Here is a 16870-nt window from a genome sequence, read left to right as displayed (position 1 = left end):
ATTTCAGGACCCCCAATGCCTACCCCAACTCCCACCGCTGCCGGCCTGCCCGGCGGCAAGCTCGACACCGCGACCGACACGTTCATTGGCAACGCACTCCCGGGCTGGCTGAAAAAGGCCACGCCGGCGCAGATCAACGGCCTGCGTGACAGCTTCAGGCGCCATCGGCAAAACCAGGCTGCGCTGCGCGCCGCCACCTCGGCATTGATCCCGCTGCAGGATTACGCAGAACAACGATTCACCACGCTGCTCGGCGCCCGCCTGCCGGCCGACACGCCGTTGCGCGCGCTGCAGTGGCTGCAGGTGCGGCGCAACTTTTCACGTTTGCCTGGCATTCACTGGCCGGTCTACGGGCCTGTCAAGGAGCGCCAGCCGGCCTTGCTGCGATTGATGCAGAACTTCCACGAGAATGCGGAGATCCTGATCGGCTCGGGGCTGGTTCGCGACGATAGCGAACAGCTGTTGTCGGCAAGCCCCGAGCAGTTGGCCAGGGACTGTCGCCGCTGGGATGTGGGGGCAGGCTATCAGGCGCTGCTCGAACGCATCTTCTCCAGCAGCACCCAGATGCTGCTGGTCGGGGACAAGCGGGCCGGGCTGCTGCTGGCGCTCGATGTCGCCCTGCTCAAGGGCGATCTTGGCAGTGCGGAGGCGGCGGCGTTGCACGCCCTGGTGAAGTCGCAGGCGGAGGAAAAACTACGCGCCTACCCCGGCCTGCTGACCCTGCTCGGCCAACCGATCGCCGATGCGCTGGCGTTCCAGTTACGTGGCGAAGAGGGCGAGGACGCGGGCGTGGTGCTGTACCTGCCAAGCGATCCGAAGCGTGCCCTGCGCCACTTCGCCTCCTGGGCGCAGCTCAATGCGTCCCTGGCTGAATTACTGCAGGCACCGGGGTACCGCCACTATTTCAGCCAGCTGGTCGCGCTGAAGGCAAGGGTCGAATTCCTCGGCACACTGGGGATGCGCCTCAAGGATGACGTACCGGACCTGCAGCTTGAGGCTGTCACCGGCAATGGCGAGGTCTTCCATCGCCTGGTGGCGCAGCAGGTGCAACGGGCCAAGGATGATGCGCGCGTGCTGTTGGTACCCACCGCCGACGCCGACCTGCAAGCGGCCAGGGAACGCCTGCAGGCCTGGAAGGATGCCGGGCTGGGGTTGCTCAACCTGGCGGGGCTGTTCATTCCGGTGGTGGGCACGTTGCTGCTGGGGCAACTGGTGGTGCAAACGCTGTCGGAGGTCTATGAGGGCGCCGAGGATTGGTACCATGGGCATCAGCACGAAGCCCTCGAACACATGCTCGGCGTGGCCGAAACGCTGGCCGTCACTGCCGCGGTTGCCACCGGCGCGGCACTGGTCGTGCGCGGCTTCCAGCGCAGCGCCTTGGTCGACGGCCTCGAACCGGTCGAGCTGGAGAGCGGCGAGCAACGCCTGTGGCAGCGCGACTTGCAACCCTACCAGGCCATGCCCCAGGGCACCACGCAGGATGCCGACGGCCTGTTCGCCGAGGGCGGGCGCAAATACCTGCGGGTGGGTGATCGTTATTATCGCGTGCACCGCCCGCAGGCGGACGGGCCTTGGCGCCTGCGCCACCCCCAGCGAGCCGGTGCGTTCGGCCCGGAGGTCGAATCGAACGGCGACAGGGGCTGGCGTTTGCGCAGCGTGCGGCCTGTGGAATGTGACGACCAGACCGAGATGCTGCACATGCTGTGGCCGCAACAGGTGCCGTTGAGCCCACTGCGGGCCAGCGCGGTCCTGCGCGTTGCGGGGGTGGACAGCGATGCGTTGCGCGGCCTGCTGGTGGAGGGGCGGCGATTGCCGGTCAACCTGCGGGAAACCTTGCGTCGTTTTGAAGCCGATGCCCGCATCGAGGCGTTCTTCGAACAGATGCAGCGTGAAGTGCCGGCCAGCGCCGATGCCGAGATCCAGCAGTGGTGCCTGGCCCAGCCCGGTCTGCAGGGGCTGGAGGCGCAGGCGCTGCGCGAACGGCTGCTGCAACGCCGGCCGGCACTGGCCGAGCAGATGCTGGCGCACCTGACCCGTCAGGCCCTGTCGCCTGATGCCCTGCGTGACCTGGTCCAACGCGACTTTCCTGGCCTGCCATCGGCTTACGCCGAAGCCGTGATCCAGCATGTGGGCGACGCCCGGCGCAACCTGGCGGTGCTGGAGCAGCGCCTGCCATTGAGCCTGGCCAGCCAGGCGCGCGTATTGCTGCAGCAGGTGCGCCTGAGCCGTGCACTCGAAGGGCTGTACCTCGCCAACAGCTACAGCGACCAGACGGGCGAGCTGGTGCTGGCGATGTTGCCGCGCCTGCCGCACTGGCCTGCCAGGCTCAACCTGGAGCTGCGCCAAGGCTCGGAATTCGGCCGACGGCTGGCGCTGCTCGACCCCCAGGGGGAGCAACAGGCCCTGACCGTCCTGGCACGCCGGGGCGGCGAGTTTCGCCTGTATGACAACCAAGGTTACCCGCTTGAGCAGGCGATCGCCGCGCCGGCGGATCTCTATGCGGCGATCGTGGCATGCCTCTCGCCGTCCGAGCTGGCCGCCCTTGGGCTGGCTGGCGACGACCCTGCCGGGGCACTGCGGGCACGCCTGGTCGAACGCTTGCCTGCCACGCCCGCCGAACTGCTGCGGTTGCTCGGCTGGCGGCCGGCAGAGGCGCGCGTCGATCCGCTGCAACGCCTGTCGGGCGGACGTATCGGCTACCCGCTCAGCGGCCGTGGCCAAGGTCACCCCTCGCTGCGCTGGGCCCTGCTGCGCAACCGCCTGCGTGAATTGTACTGGGGCTTGAGCGAAGGGCAGCTCGATACCTTGTTCAACCAGTTGCTGCAGAGGGCCGGCTCGCCCTTCGACAACCTCCTGCAGCTGGAAACCGAGTACCGCCAGGTCGACCTGTCGCTCAACCGTTGGGCCAGCGCCGAATTGAACGACAGCAGGCGCGGCATACGTCAGCACGTGAGCGGCCTGCTGCGCCGCGCCTGGCGCTTGCAGGGCGAGGCAGCCCAAGGCGCGGACAGCGTGGCCGCGGGCCGGCGCCTGGACCTCAGCGGCCTGCCCTTGAGGACCTTGCCGTCGCTGCCGGAGCGGGCGGACTTCGGCAGCGTGACCGAGTTGCACCTGGGCGGCTTGCAACTGACAGATGTGCCCTCGGCCTTCCTTTACGGCTTCGGTGCACTGCGGCGCCTGAGCCTGAACGACAACGCGCTGCTGCGCATTCCCGCAGGTATCGGCCGGTTCAACCAGTTGACCGAGCTGCGCCTGGCCGGTAACCGGATCCGCATGGACCTGGACGGTATTCAGGCGTTGGCGAGGCTGGCTGCCTTGCGCCATCTTGACCTGAGCTTCAACCCGTTGGGCTCGTTGGCCCTGCGCTTCAATCAGCTGTCCCAGCTCAGGTCGATCGGGTTGCGCCGTTGTGGCTTGCTCAGTTGGCCGCAGGGGCTGGAAAGCTGCGGTTTTCTCGATTGCGCCGATATCCGCCAGAACCAGATCGCCCAAGTGCCCGAAAACGTCCTGCGCATGCCGGCGGCGTTTCGCCGCTCCTTCAGGGTGGATGACAATCCGCTTGCCGTCAGCGAGCGCGAGCGCTTGTTCGCCGAACGCGTGCACGAGCATGCGGGCGGGGTGCCGCCGTTGATCGAGCCGTTGCCAGTGGATGCACAGGGGCCGGGTCGTGAACGCTGGCTCGATGGCGCGGAGCAGGAGGCGCGCGAAGCGAACGCGCAGCGCTGGGAGCGGTTGGCCGCCGCGCCCGACAGTGCCGGCTTGTACCGCTTGCTCGGCGACCTGGCGCAGACCCGGGATTTTCGCCTGGTCCCGGAGCACCTCACGGAGCAGGTCTGGGCGCTGTTGCGCGCCATCGACGAAGACAGCGCGCTGCGCCTGAGGGTCTTCGAACAGGCGGCCATGGCGGTTACCTGCGTGGACAGTGTCGCTGGCCGCTTCAGTGACCTCCAACTGCTGATGCTGACGCACCAGGCAAGCCATGGCGGTGCAGGCCCTGAACGACGCGATGCACTGCTCGGCCTCGGACGTCGGTTGTTTCGCCTGGATGAAGTGCGCCGTCATGCCCTGGCCGACGTGGCGCAGCGCCTCGCGCGGTTGCCCCCGCCCGGCGCCGCAGGCTATGTGCGTGCCCGTGCCCTGATCGATGAGATCGAGATCGATCTGTACTACCGGGTGCGGCTGGCTGAGGCGCTGGAGTTGCCCGTGCAACCGCGGCACATGCAGTTCGAGGCGGTCGCCAATGTCACCCCCGCGCAACTGCAGCAAGCCCTGCAAAGCGTGCGTGCAGCCGAAGGCACCCAGGCCCTGGCCGAGAACCTCAGCCAGCGCGAGTGCTGGCTGAATTACCTGCGCGCCGAGCATCCGCAGGCATTCACGGCCATCGAGGAGGACTTCGCCGCGCGCGGCAGCGAGCTCGACGAGCAGGCGCAGGCGTTGCCCAGCGAAGCCTACAAGCAACGCTGGCAGGACCTGCAGATCGAGCGCGATGCCGAGCTCAATGCACTGGCCTTGCAATTGACCCAGGAGGCCCTCGACCACGAGGCGAAACGCTAGCGTCGAGGGCGGGGCGCTCCCGGGACGAGGTGCAACAGGCGGGGAATGCGGCGCGGGTATTCCCATTCACGCACCGCTTCCCTCTGCCGTAGCAGGCGACGGTTGTCGAGGATTGCGCTCTTTCCCGACAGCAAGGAGCTCCCCGCAATGCCCCCAGACACCGGCAACCATCCCCAGCCAAACCCGCCGCACCCCGACAACGTCATCGACGACTGTATCCGCGGCGGATTGCCCGCATGGCTGACCAGGGCTTCCAGCGGCCAGATCGCGAAACTGCGCGAACGCTTGAATGCCCATCATGCGACCCAGGCCCGTTTGCGGGCTCGGACCTTGGGCCTTCTGTCCCCTCAGCACTTTGCCGAGCGACAGTTCACCGGCCTGTTGCAGCAACCGCTGCCTGACGGTGTTGCGTTCGAGCAGCTGCAATGGCAGCAGGTAGGGCCTTCCTTCAGCAAACTGCCGGATGCGCTACTGGGCGGCTACACCCCTGTCGAAGCGCGAGAGAACGGCCTGCTGCGGTTGATGCACAATTTTGCCGACGTTCATTACTACCTGGGGACCGGGCTGGTGGCACCCGCAGGCGATGCCGTGCTGTCCAGGCCTGCGCGTGATCTGGTGCAAGCCTGCCGCGCGCTGGACGTCGGCGCCGCCTACCAGGCCGAACTGGACCGGGTGTATGACAGCAGTACCTGCACGTTGCTGGCGAGCGACCGGCAATCCGGGCTTGGCCTGGTCGTCGAGGTGGCAGCGCTCAAAGGCGATATCTCCGCGCAGGAGCAAGTGGCCTTGCGCGAAATGCTCGAACCGGGGGCGATCCATACCCAGGATGGGCTCAGAGCCTACCCCGGGCTGCTCGAGGTGCTGAAATGTCCGGTCGCCGAGGGGCTGTTGATCCACCTGAGAAACAAGGACGGCGAGTTGCACAGCAGCCTGCTGTACCTGCCCGGTGCCCGCCAGCAGAGCCTGCGCAGATTCACCTCGGACACGCAGCTTGGCAACGCCTTGGCCCAGTCGTTGCGCCAGCCGCAATACCTGGACGACTTCACCCGGCTGGTCGCCCTCGACCAGCGTGCGCACTTCGTCAGCGTGCTGGGCAAGCGCCTGCAGGATGACGTGACTGACCTGGAGCTGGAAGGCAGAACCGCGCAAGGGTCGATCTTCGACGCGATGGCCAGGCTGCAGGTGCAGCGGTTCAAGGACGATGCACGACTGCTGCTGGTTCCGACTGCGCAGGTGGATGCGCAAGCCGCCGAGGCGCGGCGCGAAGCCTGGAAAGACGCAGGGCTGAGCCTGCTCAACCTGGCGGGCTTTGTTTTTCCTGCGGTTGGCGCGGTGCTGTTGGCCAGCCTGTTCGTGCAGACCCTGGGCGAAGTGTTCGAGGGCGTGGAAGACTGGTCGCAGGGGCACCGGCATGAAGCACTGGAGCACCTGCTCGGGGTGGCGGCGACGGTGGTCGCCACGGTCGGCACGGTTGCCGCAGCCGGCTTTGTGCGCAGTGCCTTTGTCGATGCCATGGAACTGGTCAGCACGGACGCTCAGACCAGCCGCCTGTGGGCCGATGACCTGCAACCCTATGCCTCGACGCCGGGAAAACCCGTGCTGCAGGCCGATGGCCGCTACCGTGACGGGGCGCGGTACTGGATCCGGCTGGATGGCCGCTACCTTGAAGTGCACCAGCCCAAGGCCGCCGGGCTCTATCGCCTGCGTCACCCACAGCGCCCGGCGGCCTATGGGCCGGCACTGCTGCACAATGGCGAGCGCGGCTGGCAGCTGTTGCACGGGCGGCCGGCAGCCCTGGCCGAACCGGCTGCCATGCTCGACCGGTTGTGGCCGCACGAGGCGCCATGGGACGCCACAAGCGCCCGACAGGTGCTGCGTGCTGCCGGCCTGGACGACGACGAGCTGCGAGGCGTGCTGGTGGAAAACCGCCGGGTACCGATCAATCTGCGGGTCATCCTCGAGCAATTCGAGGCCGACGCGCAGATAGAGGGGTTTTTCCGGCAATTGCGCCAGTCGCCCCCTGTCATCAGCAACCGGCAATGGTTCGACTGGTGCGAGCGGCAATTCGATGTCGGCAGGGGCGTGGCCAATGTGCTGGGCGCTCGAACCCGGCTGCGGCATCCCTTGTTCATGCACGTGACCCAGGCCCCGGCAAGCACCGACGAGCTGGCCCGGCAACTGGCCAGGACCTTCACCGGGCTGCCCGACGCCTATGCCCAGGCACTGGCCACCCAGGCCCGGGCCTCCGGCGAGGCCGGCGACACGCACGAGGCATCGGCGCCAGGGCCGCAACGGCTGCCACTGGCGCTGGCGACCCAGGCCCATGCGCTGGCGCGTATGGCCAGGTTCAACCGCATGATGGCGGGATGTTACTTGCCCGGCGCCTATTGCGACGACACCGGGATACTGCTGTTTCGCCTTCTGGAGACCCTGCGCCTGGATGGCCTCGATGTGTCCCTGGCCAATGCGCTTGCCGGGGAAGAGCCGCTGGCCGCCGTGGTATCGGCCAGCATCGATGGCCCTCGCTACCAGCTGATTCATGAACAGGGGGTGTTCAATCTCTATGACGAACGAGGTACCCGCATCGAAGGGGAGCCCGCCGACGACATCTACCAGGCGCTCGTCGGCCTGCTGCGCAAGCACGGGCTGCTGGGCGCGCTGCAGATCACGGCTGACGATGCGGCGGCGCAGTTGCGCGACAGGTTGCTGGCGTTGTTGCCGGATAACCAGTCCGCCATCGAGGGCCTGCTCGGTTGGCCACCGACCTCACGCTGGTGGAACCCTGGGCAACGCTTGCCGGACGGCAGGGTCGGCTACCTGCTCAGTGGCCGTGGCCCGGCGCGCCTGACCCGCAAGGGGCGCTTGCGCGAAACGCTGCGCCAGCTCTTTCCCGGCTTGAGTGAGGCCCAGCTGGAGCGCGAGGTCAATGACAGATGGCGACGTGGGGGGGCGATCGAGGCCGAGCTCAGGGCGCTGGAGGATGATGTGCAACAGCTGGCAGCAGGGCTCGATACCTGGGTCAGCCTCGCCTCGAACGGGCCTGAACGCAATGCCCGGCAACTGCTGGGCGAGCGCGTGCTGCGGGCGTGGCGAGGGCTGGGCGATCAGTACGAGCTGACGGCCCGTGGCGCACGGGTCGGCCTGAAGCTGGCATTCAGTGAGCTGGCGATTACCACGCTTCCCGACCTGCCTGCGCCAGTGACCTTCCAGCATGTCACGACCTTGATCATCCAGCAGACGTCGATCGACACGGTGCATGCGCGATTCCTGCAGGCCTTCACCTCCCTGCAACGCCTGGACATGAGTGGCAATCGTCTGCTGAGCTGCCCGGAGGGGCTCGGCTACCTGGTCAATCTGCGGCGCCTGCGCCTGGCGCATAACCAGATCCGCCTGAACGCCCAGAGTGCGGACGCCCTGAGCCGTCTGGCACTGTTGACGCACCTGGACCTGAGTGACAACCCGTCCCTTGCCACCTACGACATCAACTACCTTCACCTGATGCAATTGACCGAACTGAGACTGCGCAGGTGCGGGCTGAAGGCGTGGCCGACGAATATCGAGCTGTGCAACGACCTGCGCGAAGTGGACCTGCGTGACAATGCGCTGAGTCATGTGCCCCGTGGCGTGTTGAACATGCCCAGGGAGTTTCGCCTGGTCTTCACGGTCACCGGCAATCCGCTGAGCCGGCACGAGTTCACCAACCTGACGGCGTTCGAGCCGATCCAGGAGGAGCCGGAGCGCGCTACCGGGCGATCGTGGTGGGTCGCAGAGGGGGCGACGGCTGCCGAGCGTGGCCGGATCTGGGACGCCCTCGAAGTGGACGGGGACAATGCTGGCGTGTTCGAGTTGCTGAGCCGCCTGGAAACCCATGCAGATATCAGCTGGCAGGGGCGCCTTCTGATCGAGCGCGGCTGGGCCGTGCTGGCCATGATGGATAACGATCCCCTGTTCGCGGGCTCGGTGCGCCGGGTGGTGAACGCGGCAATGGCCGATGACAACGACGTCATCGAGCGGTTTTCGCAGTTGCTGCGTCTGCATGCGCAAGCCCGGGCACTGAACGCCGAGCCGGCGCTGCCAGGGACGATGCTGTTGTCCCTTGGCCGCGGCCTGTTCCGGCTCGACCGGCTGCAAGCGTTCGTGCAGACCGATATCAGCGAGCGTGCTGCCGGGCTCGATGCACGCGTTCAGGCGGCGCTGGGCTTGCGTTATCGGGTCAGGCTGCGCAGCGCGCTGAAATTGCCGTTCCAGCCACTGCGCATGCATGAGTCACCCGCCCCGCTGGTGAGTGCGGCGCTGGCTGCGTCGGCGCAGCAGGCGGTCGAGATGGCCTCGCTCGACGAAGTGATTGCCCAGGACCTGTGCCGCCGGCCTTTCTGGCGCCGGTTCCTGGTGCGCTACGCCCCGGCGTCTTTCGCCGACGAGGCGGCGGTGGCAGGCGATCCGGCGCTCGCGCAACGCCTGACGCTGGAATACATGCAACGCATGGCGCGCATCGACGAAGGCACCGAGCGCGGCGTGGGCTGATGGCGGCAGGCGCCTGCGGCAGCGGCCAATCCGCTCATCCAGATTGACAGCTTTGGCCATTGCCGCCTGGCCACGGTGACGCGAACATCGTCTGACCGATGGTTAACTCCAAAAACAACAAACCAGGAGTGCGACGATGCGTGATTACGCCGAGGCCGTTCGTCTGTTCGAGCATGGCAAGGCCGCTGCTGCGGCGCTGCATGGCAGCCTTGACGCCCTAAATGCCTGCGTCGAGTGCTGTGACCGCCACGTCGGCAGGGGCAAGCTGGCGCTGCTGCACGAGGATCGCGACGGCAACGGCGCCCGTTACACCTTCGATCAGTTGCAAGCGCTTGCCGCCCGCTTCGCCAATGTGCTCAAGGCGCAAGGCGTGGGCGCTGGCGACCGGGTGGCGGGGCTGATGCCGCGCACCCCCGAGCTACTGGTCAGCATTCTTGCCACCTGGCGCCTTGGGGCGGTGTACCAGCCGTTGTTCACGGCCTTTGGCCCCAAGGCCATCGAACACCGTCTTGAACAATCCCATGCCCGTGTGGTTGTCACCGACTGCCACAACCGTGCAAAGCTGGACGAGGTGCACGCCTGCCCGACGATCATCACGGTCGACGCCCGTGTCGGTGAACTGGACTTCCAGCAGTGCCTGGAAAACGCAGCCGCCGATTGCGAGCCGGTGATGCGCTCGGGCAATGACCCGTTCCTGCTGATGTTCACCTCTGGCACCACCGGCCCGGCCAAGCCCCTGGAAGTGCCGCTGCGCGCCATCGTCGCGTTCCAGGGCTACATGCGGGATGCCATCGATCTGCGGCCCACCGACAATTTCTGGAACCTGGCCGACCCGGGTTGGGCCTATGGCCTGTATTACGCCGTTACCGGCCCGTTGTCGCTCGGCCATGCCACCACCTTTTATGACGGCCCGTTCAGCGTCGAGAGCTGCGCGCGCCTGATCGACAAGCTGGGCATTACCAATCTGGCAGGCTCGCCCACGGCCTATCGCCTGCTGATCGCCGCCGGCACGGAGTTCTCGGTACCGGTCAAGGGCCGCCTGCGGGTGGTCAGCAGTGCTGGTGAGCCGCTGAATCCGGAAGTCATCCGCTGGTTCGCCGACGAGCTGGGCGTGACCATCCATGACCACTATGGCCAGACCGAACTGGGGATGGTGTTGTGCAACCACCATGGCCTGGCGCACCCGGTGCATCCGGGGTCGGCCGGCTTCGCCATTCCCGGCCACCGCATCGTGGTGCTGGACGAGCAGGGCAACGAACTGCCGCCCGGGCAGCCGGGCATCCTTGCCGTCGACCGCGAGCAGTCACCCCTGTGCTGGTTTGGCGGCTACCTCGGCTTGGCGACCAAGGCGTTTGTCGGCCACTACTACCTCAGCGGCGACACCGTCGAACTGAACCCGGACGGCAGCATCAGCTTCGTCGGCCGCAGCGACGATGTGATCACCACCTCCGGCTACCGGGTCGGCCCGTTCGATGTGGAGAGCGCGCTGATCGAGCACCCGGCGGTGATCGAGGCGGCCGTGATCGGCAAGCCGGACCCGGAACGCACCGAGCTGATCAAGGCCTTCGTGGTCCTGGCCAGCGGCTGTCAAGGCAGCGCCGAGCTGGCAGAAGCCCTGCGCCAGCATGTGCGCCAGCGCCTGTACGCGCATGCCTACCCCCGCGAAATCGAATTCGTCAGCGAGCTGCCCAAGACCCCGAGCGGCAAGCTGCAACGCTTCATCCTGCGCAACCAGGAAGTCGCCAGACAACACGCGCAACAGGCAACCCCTGCCAGCGCCTGAACAGGAACCCGAACATGCAGATAGCCAACAAACACTTCATCGTCAGCGGCGCCGCCTCCGGACTGGGGGCGGCCACCGCCGGGATGCTGGTCGAGGCCGGCGCCAAGGTCATGCTGGTCGACCTCAATGCCCAGGCTGTCGAGGCCAAGGCCCGCGAGCTGGGTGACAACGCCCGCTTCGCGGTGGCCGACATCAGTGACGAACAGGCCACCCAGGCGGCGGTCGACGCGGCGCTCAGCGCCTTTGGCAGCCTCCATGGGCTGGTCAATTGCGCCGGCATCGTCGGTGCCGAGAAGGTCCTGGGCAAGCAAGGCCCGCACGGCCTGGCCAGCTTCGCCAAGGTTATCAACGTCAACCTGGTCGGCAGCTTCAACCTGCTGCGCCTGGCCGCCGCGGCCATGGCCGAAGGCGCCGCGGACGAAGGCGGCGAGCGTGGGGTGATCATCAACACCGCGTCGATTGCCGCCTACGATGGCCAGATCGGCCAGGCCGCCTATGCCGCCTCCAAGGGTGCCATCGCCAGCCTGACCCTGCCGGCGGCTCGCGAGCTGGCGCGCTTCGGCATCCGCGTGATGACCATCGCCCCCGGCATTTTCGAAACACCCATGATGGCCGGCATGACGGAAGACGTGCGCGCCTCGCTGGCGGCGGGCGTGCCGTTCCCGCCGCGCCTGGGCCGCCCGCAGGAATACGCCGCCCTGGCCCGTCACATCATCGAGAACAGCATGCTCAACGGCGAGGTGATCCGCCTCGACGGTGCCTTGCGCATGGCTGCCAGGTAAGGAGAACACACATGAGCCTCGTCAATGATCCCATCGTTATCGTCAGCGCCGTGCGCACGCCCATGGGCGGCCTGCAGGGCGACCTCAGGAGCCTGAGCGCGCCGCAGCTGGGCAGCGCGGCCATCCGTGGTGCCGTCGAGCGCGCCGGCATCGATGCCGCCAGCGTCGAGCAGGTGCTGTTCGGCTGCGTGCTGCCGGCCGGCCAGGGCCAGGCGCCGGCTCGCCAGGCGGCATTGGGTGCCGGCTTGGCCAAGCACACCACCTGCACCACCCTGAACAAGATGTGTGGCTCGGGCATGCAGGCCGCGATCATGGCCCATGACCTGCTGCTGGCCGGCAGCGCCACGGTGGTGGTGGCCGGTGGCATGGAAAGCATGAGCAATGCGCCGTACCTGTTGGACAAGGCCCGCGGTGGCTACCGCATGGGCCACGGCAGGGTCATCGACCACATGTTCATGGACGGCCTGGAAGACGCCTATGACAAGGGCCGGCTGATGGGTACCTTCGCCGAGGACTGCGCCCAGGCCAACGCCTTCAGCCGCGAAGCCCAGGACCAGTTCGCCATTGCCTCGCTGACCCGCGCCCAGGACGCGATCAAGCGCGGCCGCTTTGCCGCCGAGATCGTGCCGGTGGAAGTCACCGAGGGCAGGGAGAAGCGCGTCATCGAGGATGACGAGCAACCACCCAAGGCGCGCCTGGACAAGATCCCGCAGCTCAAGCCAGCCTTCCGCGAAGGCGGCACGGTGACAGCGGCCAATGCCAGCTCGATTTCCGACGGCGCCGCGGCGTTGCTGCTGATGCGCCGCTCCGAAGCCGACCGGCGTGGCCTCAAGCCGCTGGCGGTGATCCATGGCCACGCGGCCTTCGCCGACACCCCGGCGCTGTTCCCGACCGCGCCGATCGGTGCCATCGACAAGCTGATGAAGCGCACTGGCTGGAACCTGGCCGAGGTCGACCTGTTCGAAATCAACGAAGCGTTCGCCGTGGTCACCCTGGCGGCCATGAAACACTTCGACCTGCCCCACGACAAGGTCAACATCCATGGCGGCGCCTGCGCCCTGGGCCACCCGATCGGCGCCTCGGGCGCACGCATCCTGGTGACCCTGCTGTCGGCCCTGCGCCAGAACAATCTGCGCCGCGGCGTGGCGGCCATCTGCATTGGCGGCGGTGAAGCCACGGCCATGGCCGTCGAATGCCTGTATTGAGGTGAACCATGCTGGTAACAGACGAGCAACAACAGATCGCCGACGCGGTGAAGGCCTTCGCCCAGGAGCGCCTCAAGCCGTTTGCCGAGCAGTGGGACAAGGCCCATCGCTTCCCCCGCGAGGCGATCGGCGAGATGGCCGAGCTGGGCCTGTTCGGCATGCTGGTTCCGGAGCAGTGGGGCGGCAGCGACACGGGCTATGTGGCCTACGCCATGGCCCTGGAAGAAATCGCCGCCGGTGATGGCGCCTGTTCGACCATCATGAGCGTGCACAACTCGGTGGGGTGCGTGCCGATCCTGCGGTTCGGCACCGAGCAGCAAAAGGCGCAGTTTCTCACCCCGCTGGCCACGGGCGCGATGCTCGGCGCCTTCGCCCTGACCGAAGCGCAGGCCGGTTCCGACGCCAGCAGCCTGAAGGCCCGTGCGCGGCTTGACGGTGACCACTATGTGCTCAACGGCAGCAAGCAGTTCATCACCTCCGGGCAGAATGCCGGTGTGGTGATCGTCTTTGCCGTGACCGATCCGGATGCCGGCAAGCGTGGCATCAGTGCCTTCATCGTGCCCACCGACTCGCCGGGCTATCAGGTGGCCAGGGTCGAGGACAAACTGGGCCAGCATGCCTCGGATACCTGCCAGATCGTCTTCGACAACGTGCGCGTGCCTGCGGCCAACCGCCTGGGCGCGGAGGGCGAGGGCTACAAGATCGCCCTGGCCAACCTCGAGGGCGGCCGCATCGGCATCGCTGCGCAGGCGGTGGGCATGGCCCGTGCGGCGTTCGAGGTGGCGCGCGACTACGCCCACCAGCGGCAGAGTTTCGGCAAGCCGTTGATCGGCCACCAGGCCGTGGCCTTCCGCCTGGCCGACATGGCGACGAAAATCGCCGTGGCCCGGCAGATGGTGTTGCACGCCGCGGCGTTGCGCGATGCCGGGCGCCCGGCGCTGGTGGAGGCGTCGATGGCCAAGCTGTTCGCCTCGGAAATGGCCGAAAAGGTCTGCTCGGACGCCTTGCAGACCTTGGGTGGATATGGCTATCTGAGCGACTTCCCGCTGGAGCGCATATACCGCGACGTTCGGGTTTGCCAGATCTACGAAGGCACCAGCGACATTCAGCGCATGGTCATTGCGCGCACTCTTTGAAGGAGCAGACTGCATGGCATTCGAAACCATCCTGTTGGACATCCATGGCAAGGTCGGCCTGATCACCCTCAACCGGCCCCAGGCACTGAACGCGCTGAATGCGCAGATCGTCGGCGAGATCAACCAGGCCCTGGACCAGCTCGAGCGAGACCCGAACATCGGCTGCGTGGTGCTCACCGGCTCTGCCAAGGCGTTTGCCGCCGGTGCCGACATCAAGGAAATGGCCGAGCTGCAGTACCCGCAGATCTATGTCGACGACTTGTTCAGCGACGCCGACCGCATCGCCAACCGGCGCAAACCGATCATCGCAGCTGTCGCCGGTTTCGCCCTGGGCGGCGGCTGCGAGCTGGCGATGATGTGTGACTTCATCCTGGCTGCCGACAATGCCCGCTTCGGCCAGCCGGAAATCAACCTCGGCGTGCTCCCGGGCATGGGCGGCACCCAGCGCCTGACCCGTGCGGTGGGCAAGGCCAAGGCGATGGAGCTGTGCCTGAGCGGCCGCCTGATGGACGCCGAGGAAGCCGAACGCGCCGGCCTGGTGGCGCGCATCGTGCCCCAGGCGCAATTGCTGGAAGAAGCGTTGAAGGTCGCGACGACGATTGCCAGCAAGTCCATCCCGGTCAGCATGATGGTCAAGGAAAGTGTCAACCGCGCCTTCGAGGTCACCCTCAGCGAAGGGGTGCGCTTCGAGCGCCGGGTGTTCCATGCCGCGTTCGCCACCGAGGACCAGAAGGAAGGCATGGCGGCGTTCATCGCCAAGCGCGAGGCGCAGTTCAAGGACCGCTGAGCATTGGCATTTCCGATTGGGGCGGTGGCAAGGTGTTAGCCCCCCCGCATAATGCCGAACAGCGGAATCGACGGCATTTGGGCAAAAACACCTGTGATTGCTGTTGCTCATGGCGACGTGTCGCCTTAGACTGCCGCCCCCTGTAAAAGAGTGCCAATTGGCGCTTGAAGAATTCCGCTGCCGATGCCGAGGCATTGGCGGCACCTGAATCGCCCAAATGCACATTTTTTCATAGAGAAATCGATGACCAAGGAACAGTTGCTGGCCATGTCGGCCGATGACTACATGAACGCTGAACAGCTGGCCTTCTTCACTGAGCTGCTGCAGGCGATGAAAGTCGAAACCCATGAACGCATCGAGCTCAGCCGCACCACCATCGAAGGCTTGGACACTCCGTCGGACCCTGCCGACGTGGCTTCGGTCGAGGAAGAGCGTAGCTGGCTGGTCAATGCCATCGACCGTGATCAACGCCTGCTGCCACAGCTGGAAATGGCCCTGGACCGTATCTCTGACGAGAGCTTCGGCTGGTGCGATGACAGTGGTGAGCCGATCGGCCTGAAGCGCCTGCTGATCAGCCCGACCACCAAGTACTGCATCGAAGCCCAGGAGCGCCACGAGCAGCTCGACCGTCACCAGCGTCAGGTCTGACCGAGCGCTGTGCGCCAGGCCCCTTGGAGAAATCCTTGGGGCTTTTTGCGTTTTTTGCGCTGCGTAGCGATTGTGGATTTGTTGCTTGCCGCGTAAGACTGCTGTACCAGGATGCGCTGTTTCCTGCTGGACCGCGGGCGTATCATGGCCTTATCGTTAGGGTGCTAATTAAGTTCCGGAGGGAATGATGAATAGCCGAGTCGATGTGGCTGTGATGATTGGTTCCGGGGTGCCGGCGACCTTGCAGGCGCTGGGCAAGCGGGTGTGCTGGGTGGTGCTGGTCAACGGCGAGCGCCGTGGCACTGCATTTGCAACGCGTGACGAAGCCATGGAATGCCAGACTGCCTGGTTGCAGCAGTTGCACAAGGGGCAGGCCGCCTGAAGCCGTTCAGTCTGAAAGTCCGGCAGGAAATGCTCATTAGCTCTCGACGGATTTCGGTGTTTTCGTGCATATTTCTGTCTCGGTAATGTCTTGAAGCAATACAGCGTCCTTGATGTCCAAAGCGTTGCTGGTATCCGTCGCATCTTTTCGTGCGGTTATGCTGTCAGACATTACGATTCCCTGTGTCAGGAAATACGCCAAAGGCCAGTATTAAGGTTCTATCTGGCAAGCCAGAGTAAAGTTTCCTGCATGCCGCATCGTTGGCAAGCACAGACGTTTCGTGCATCACTTTATTACTATTTTCGCCATTGGGATTGAAATGCCGTGCCTCGCCGATGGTGGAAGAGGGCGGATGTCACCGGTTTGAGGATTACTTCATTGGCAGTCAGTACACTCGACACTCACGCCTTGTTTGCCCTTGGCGATTTGCGCGGCAAGTTGGCCAAGCTGTGCCAAGGGCGTTTCATCTATGTCACCGAGCAGAACCCTGAAGGCCTTTACATGGCCGAGATCGATACCGAGAGCGCCTTGGTGGTCGATGACAAGCAACGCCTGGAATTGAAAGTCGGTGACCACTTTCGTGCTGCGGTTTTACCCAGCCGTGAAGGCGGCAAGCTGGAAATGCGCTTTCGCGAGATCAAACTCAACGTCTATGGCGTAGGCGATTACGCTTTCGTTTCCGTGCCGGAAGGGGAAGGCATCGTGTTCCGTGAGGGCCAGGGCGTGATGCTGGTTTTCGCCGCGCAGCAGCAGGTGCAGGAAGGCTTGGGCAAGTTGCTCAAGGCGGTGACCGGGAAGGTCGCCAAATGGCGCAAGGGTGAACTGACCACCTTCAAGGCCAGTGAATGACCGACGCTGAAGGCCTGCCTGGCAGCCGCGCCGATTTTCATCGGCAGCACCAGGCCCAGGCGCTGGCTGACGCTCAACGCTTGCTGGAAGCTCGCGAGGCGATGGGCCCGGCCTGGCTGAGCTGGGTAGCGGCCCAGCTTTACGCGCTGAGCCCGCCCCCTTATGCCGCCATGGTGCGGCGCGAGTTGCAGCGCCTTGCCCAAGGCTAAGGCGACTGCAG

11 protein-coding genes are annotated in these 16870 nt (G+C 65.8%); all 11 read left to right on the top strand.

The window, feature by feature from the left end; genetic code table 11:
• Positions 1-15 precede the first annotated feature (15 nt).
• Positions 16-4554 (top strand): NEL-type E3 ubiquitin ligase domain-containing protein, encoded by a 4539-nt coding sequence (locus ACIP21_RS24995; RefSeq protein WP_400693460.1) that lies wholly within the window; start codon positions 16-18, stop codon positions 4552-4554.
• A 147-nt stretch (positions 4555-4701) separates the two neighbouring features.
• Positions 4702-9078 carry an NEL-type E3 ubiquitin ligase domain-containing protein gene (locus ACIP21_RS24990; RefSeq protein WP_400693457.1) on the top strand — a complete coding sequence of 1459 codons (4377 nt, stop codon included), beginning with the start codon at positions 4702-4704 and terminating at the stop codon, positions 9076-9078.
• Between the two features lie 136 nt (positions 9079-9214).
• Positions 9215-10861, top strand: a complete 1647-nt coding sequence (locus ACIP21_RS24985; protein WP_400693454.1) for an acyl-CoA synthetase — start codon at positions 9215-9217, stop codon at positions 10859-10861.
• Between the two features lie 14 nt (positions 10862-10875).
• Entirely contained in the window at positions 10876-11643 is a 768-nt protein-coding gene (locus ACIP21_RS24980; RefSeq protein WP_400693452.1) for an SDR family NAD(P)-dependent oxidoreductase, read from the top strand.
• Positions 11644-11654: 11 nt separating this feature from the next.
• Complete coding sequence (locus ACIP21_RS24975) at positions 11655-12848, top strand: acetyl-CoA C-acyltransferase (protein ID WP_400693449.1); 1194 nt, start codon at positions 11655-11657, stop codon at positions 12846-12848.
• A gap of 8 nt (positions 12849-12856) precedes the next feature.
• Positions 12857-13984 carry an acyl-CoA dehydrogenase gene (locus tag ACIP21_RS24970; RefSeq protein ID WP_400693446.1) on the top strand — a complete coding sequence of 376 codons (1128 nt, stop codon included), beginning with the start codon at positions 12857-12859 and terminating at the stop codon, positions 13982-13984.
• Between the two features lie 13 nt (positions 13985-13997).
• Positions 13998-14771, top strand: a complete 774-nt coding sequence (locus ACIP21_RS24965; RefSeq protein ID WP_400693443.1) for an enoyl-CoA hydratase — start codon at positions 13998-14000, stop codon at positions 14769-14771.
• A gap of 243 nt (positions 14772-15014) precedes the next feature.
• Positions 15015-15419 (top strand): TraR/DksA family transcriptional regulator, encoded by a 405-nt coding sequence (locus ACIP21_RS24960; RefSeq protein WP_110639068.1) that lies wholly within the window; start codon positions 15015-15017, stop codon positions 15417-15419.
• Positions 15420-15606: 187 nt separating this feature from the next.
• A complete protein-coding gene (locus ACIP21_RS24955; protein WP_400693441.1) occupies positions 15607-15801 on the top strand; it encodes a hypothetical protein in 195 nt (64 codons plus the stop codon).
• 378 nt (positions 15802-16179) lie between these two features.
• Positions 16180-16650 carry a hypothetical protein gene (locus ACIP21_RS24950; RefSeq protein WP_400693438.1) on the top strand — a complete coding sequence of 157 codons (471 nt, stop codon included), beginning with the start codon at positions 16180-16182 and terminating at the stop codon, positions 16648-16650.
• A complete protein-coding gene (locus tag ACIP21_RS24945) occupies positions 16647-16859 on the top strand; it encodes a hypothetical protein (protein WP_400693436.1) in 213 nt (70 codons plus the stop codon). The genes ACIP21_RS24950 and ACIP21_RS24945 overlap by 4 nt, the downstream gene beginning before the upstream one ends.
• The last annotated feature ends 11 nt before the right edge of the window (positions 16860-16870 follow it).

Origin of the sequence: Pseudomonas sp. NPDC089401 (assembly GCF_044749485.1) — a bacterium.
Classification (GTDB): domain Bacteria; phylum Pseudomonadota; class Gammaproteobacteria; order Pseudomonadales; family Pseudomonadaceae; genus Aquipseudomonas.
This window is presented reverse-complemented; position numbering and strand designations above follow the sequence as displayed.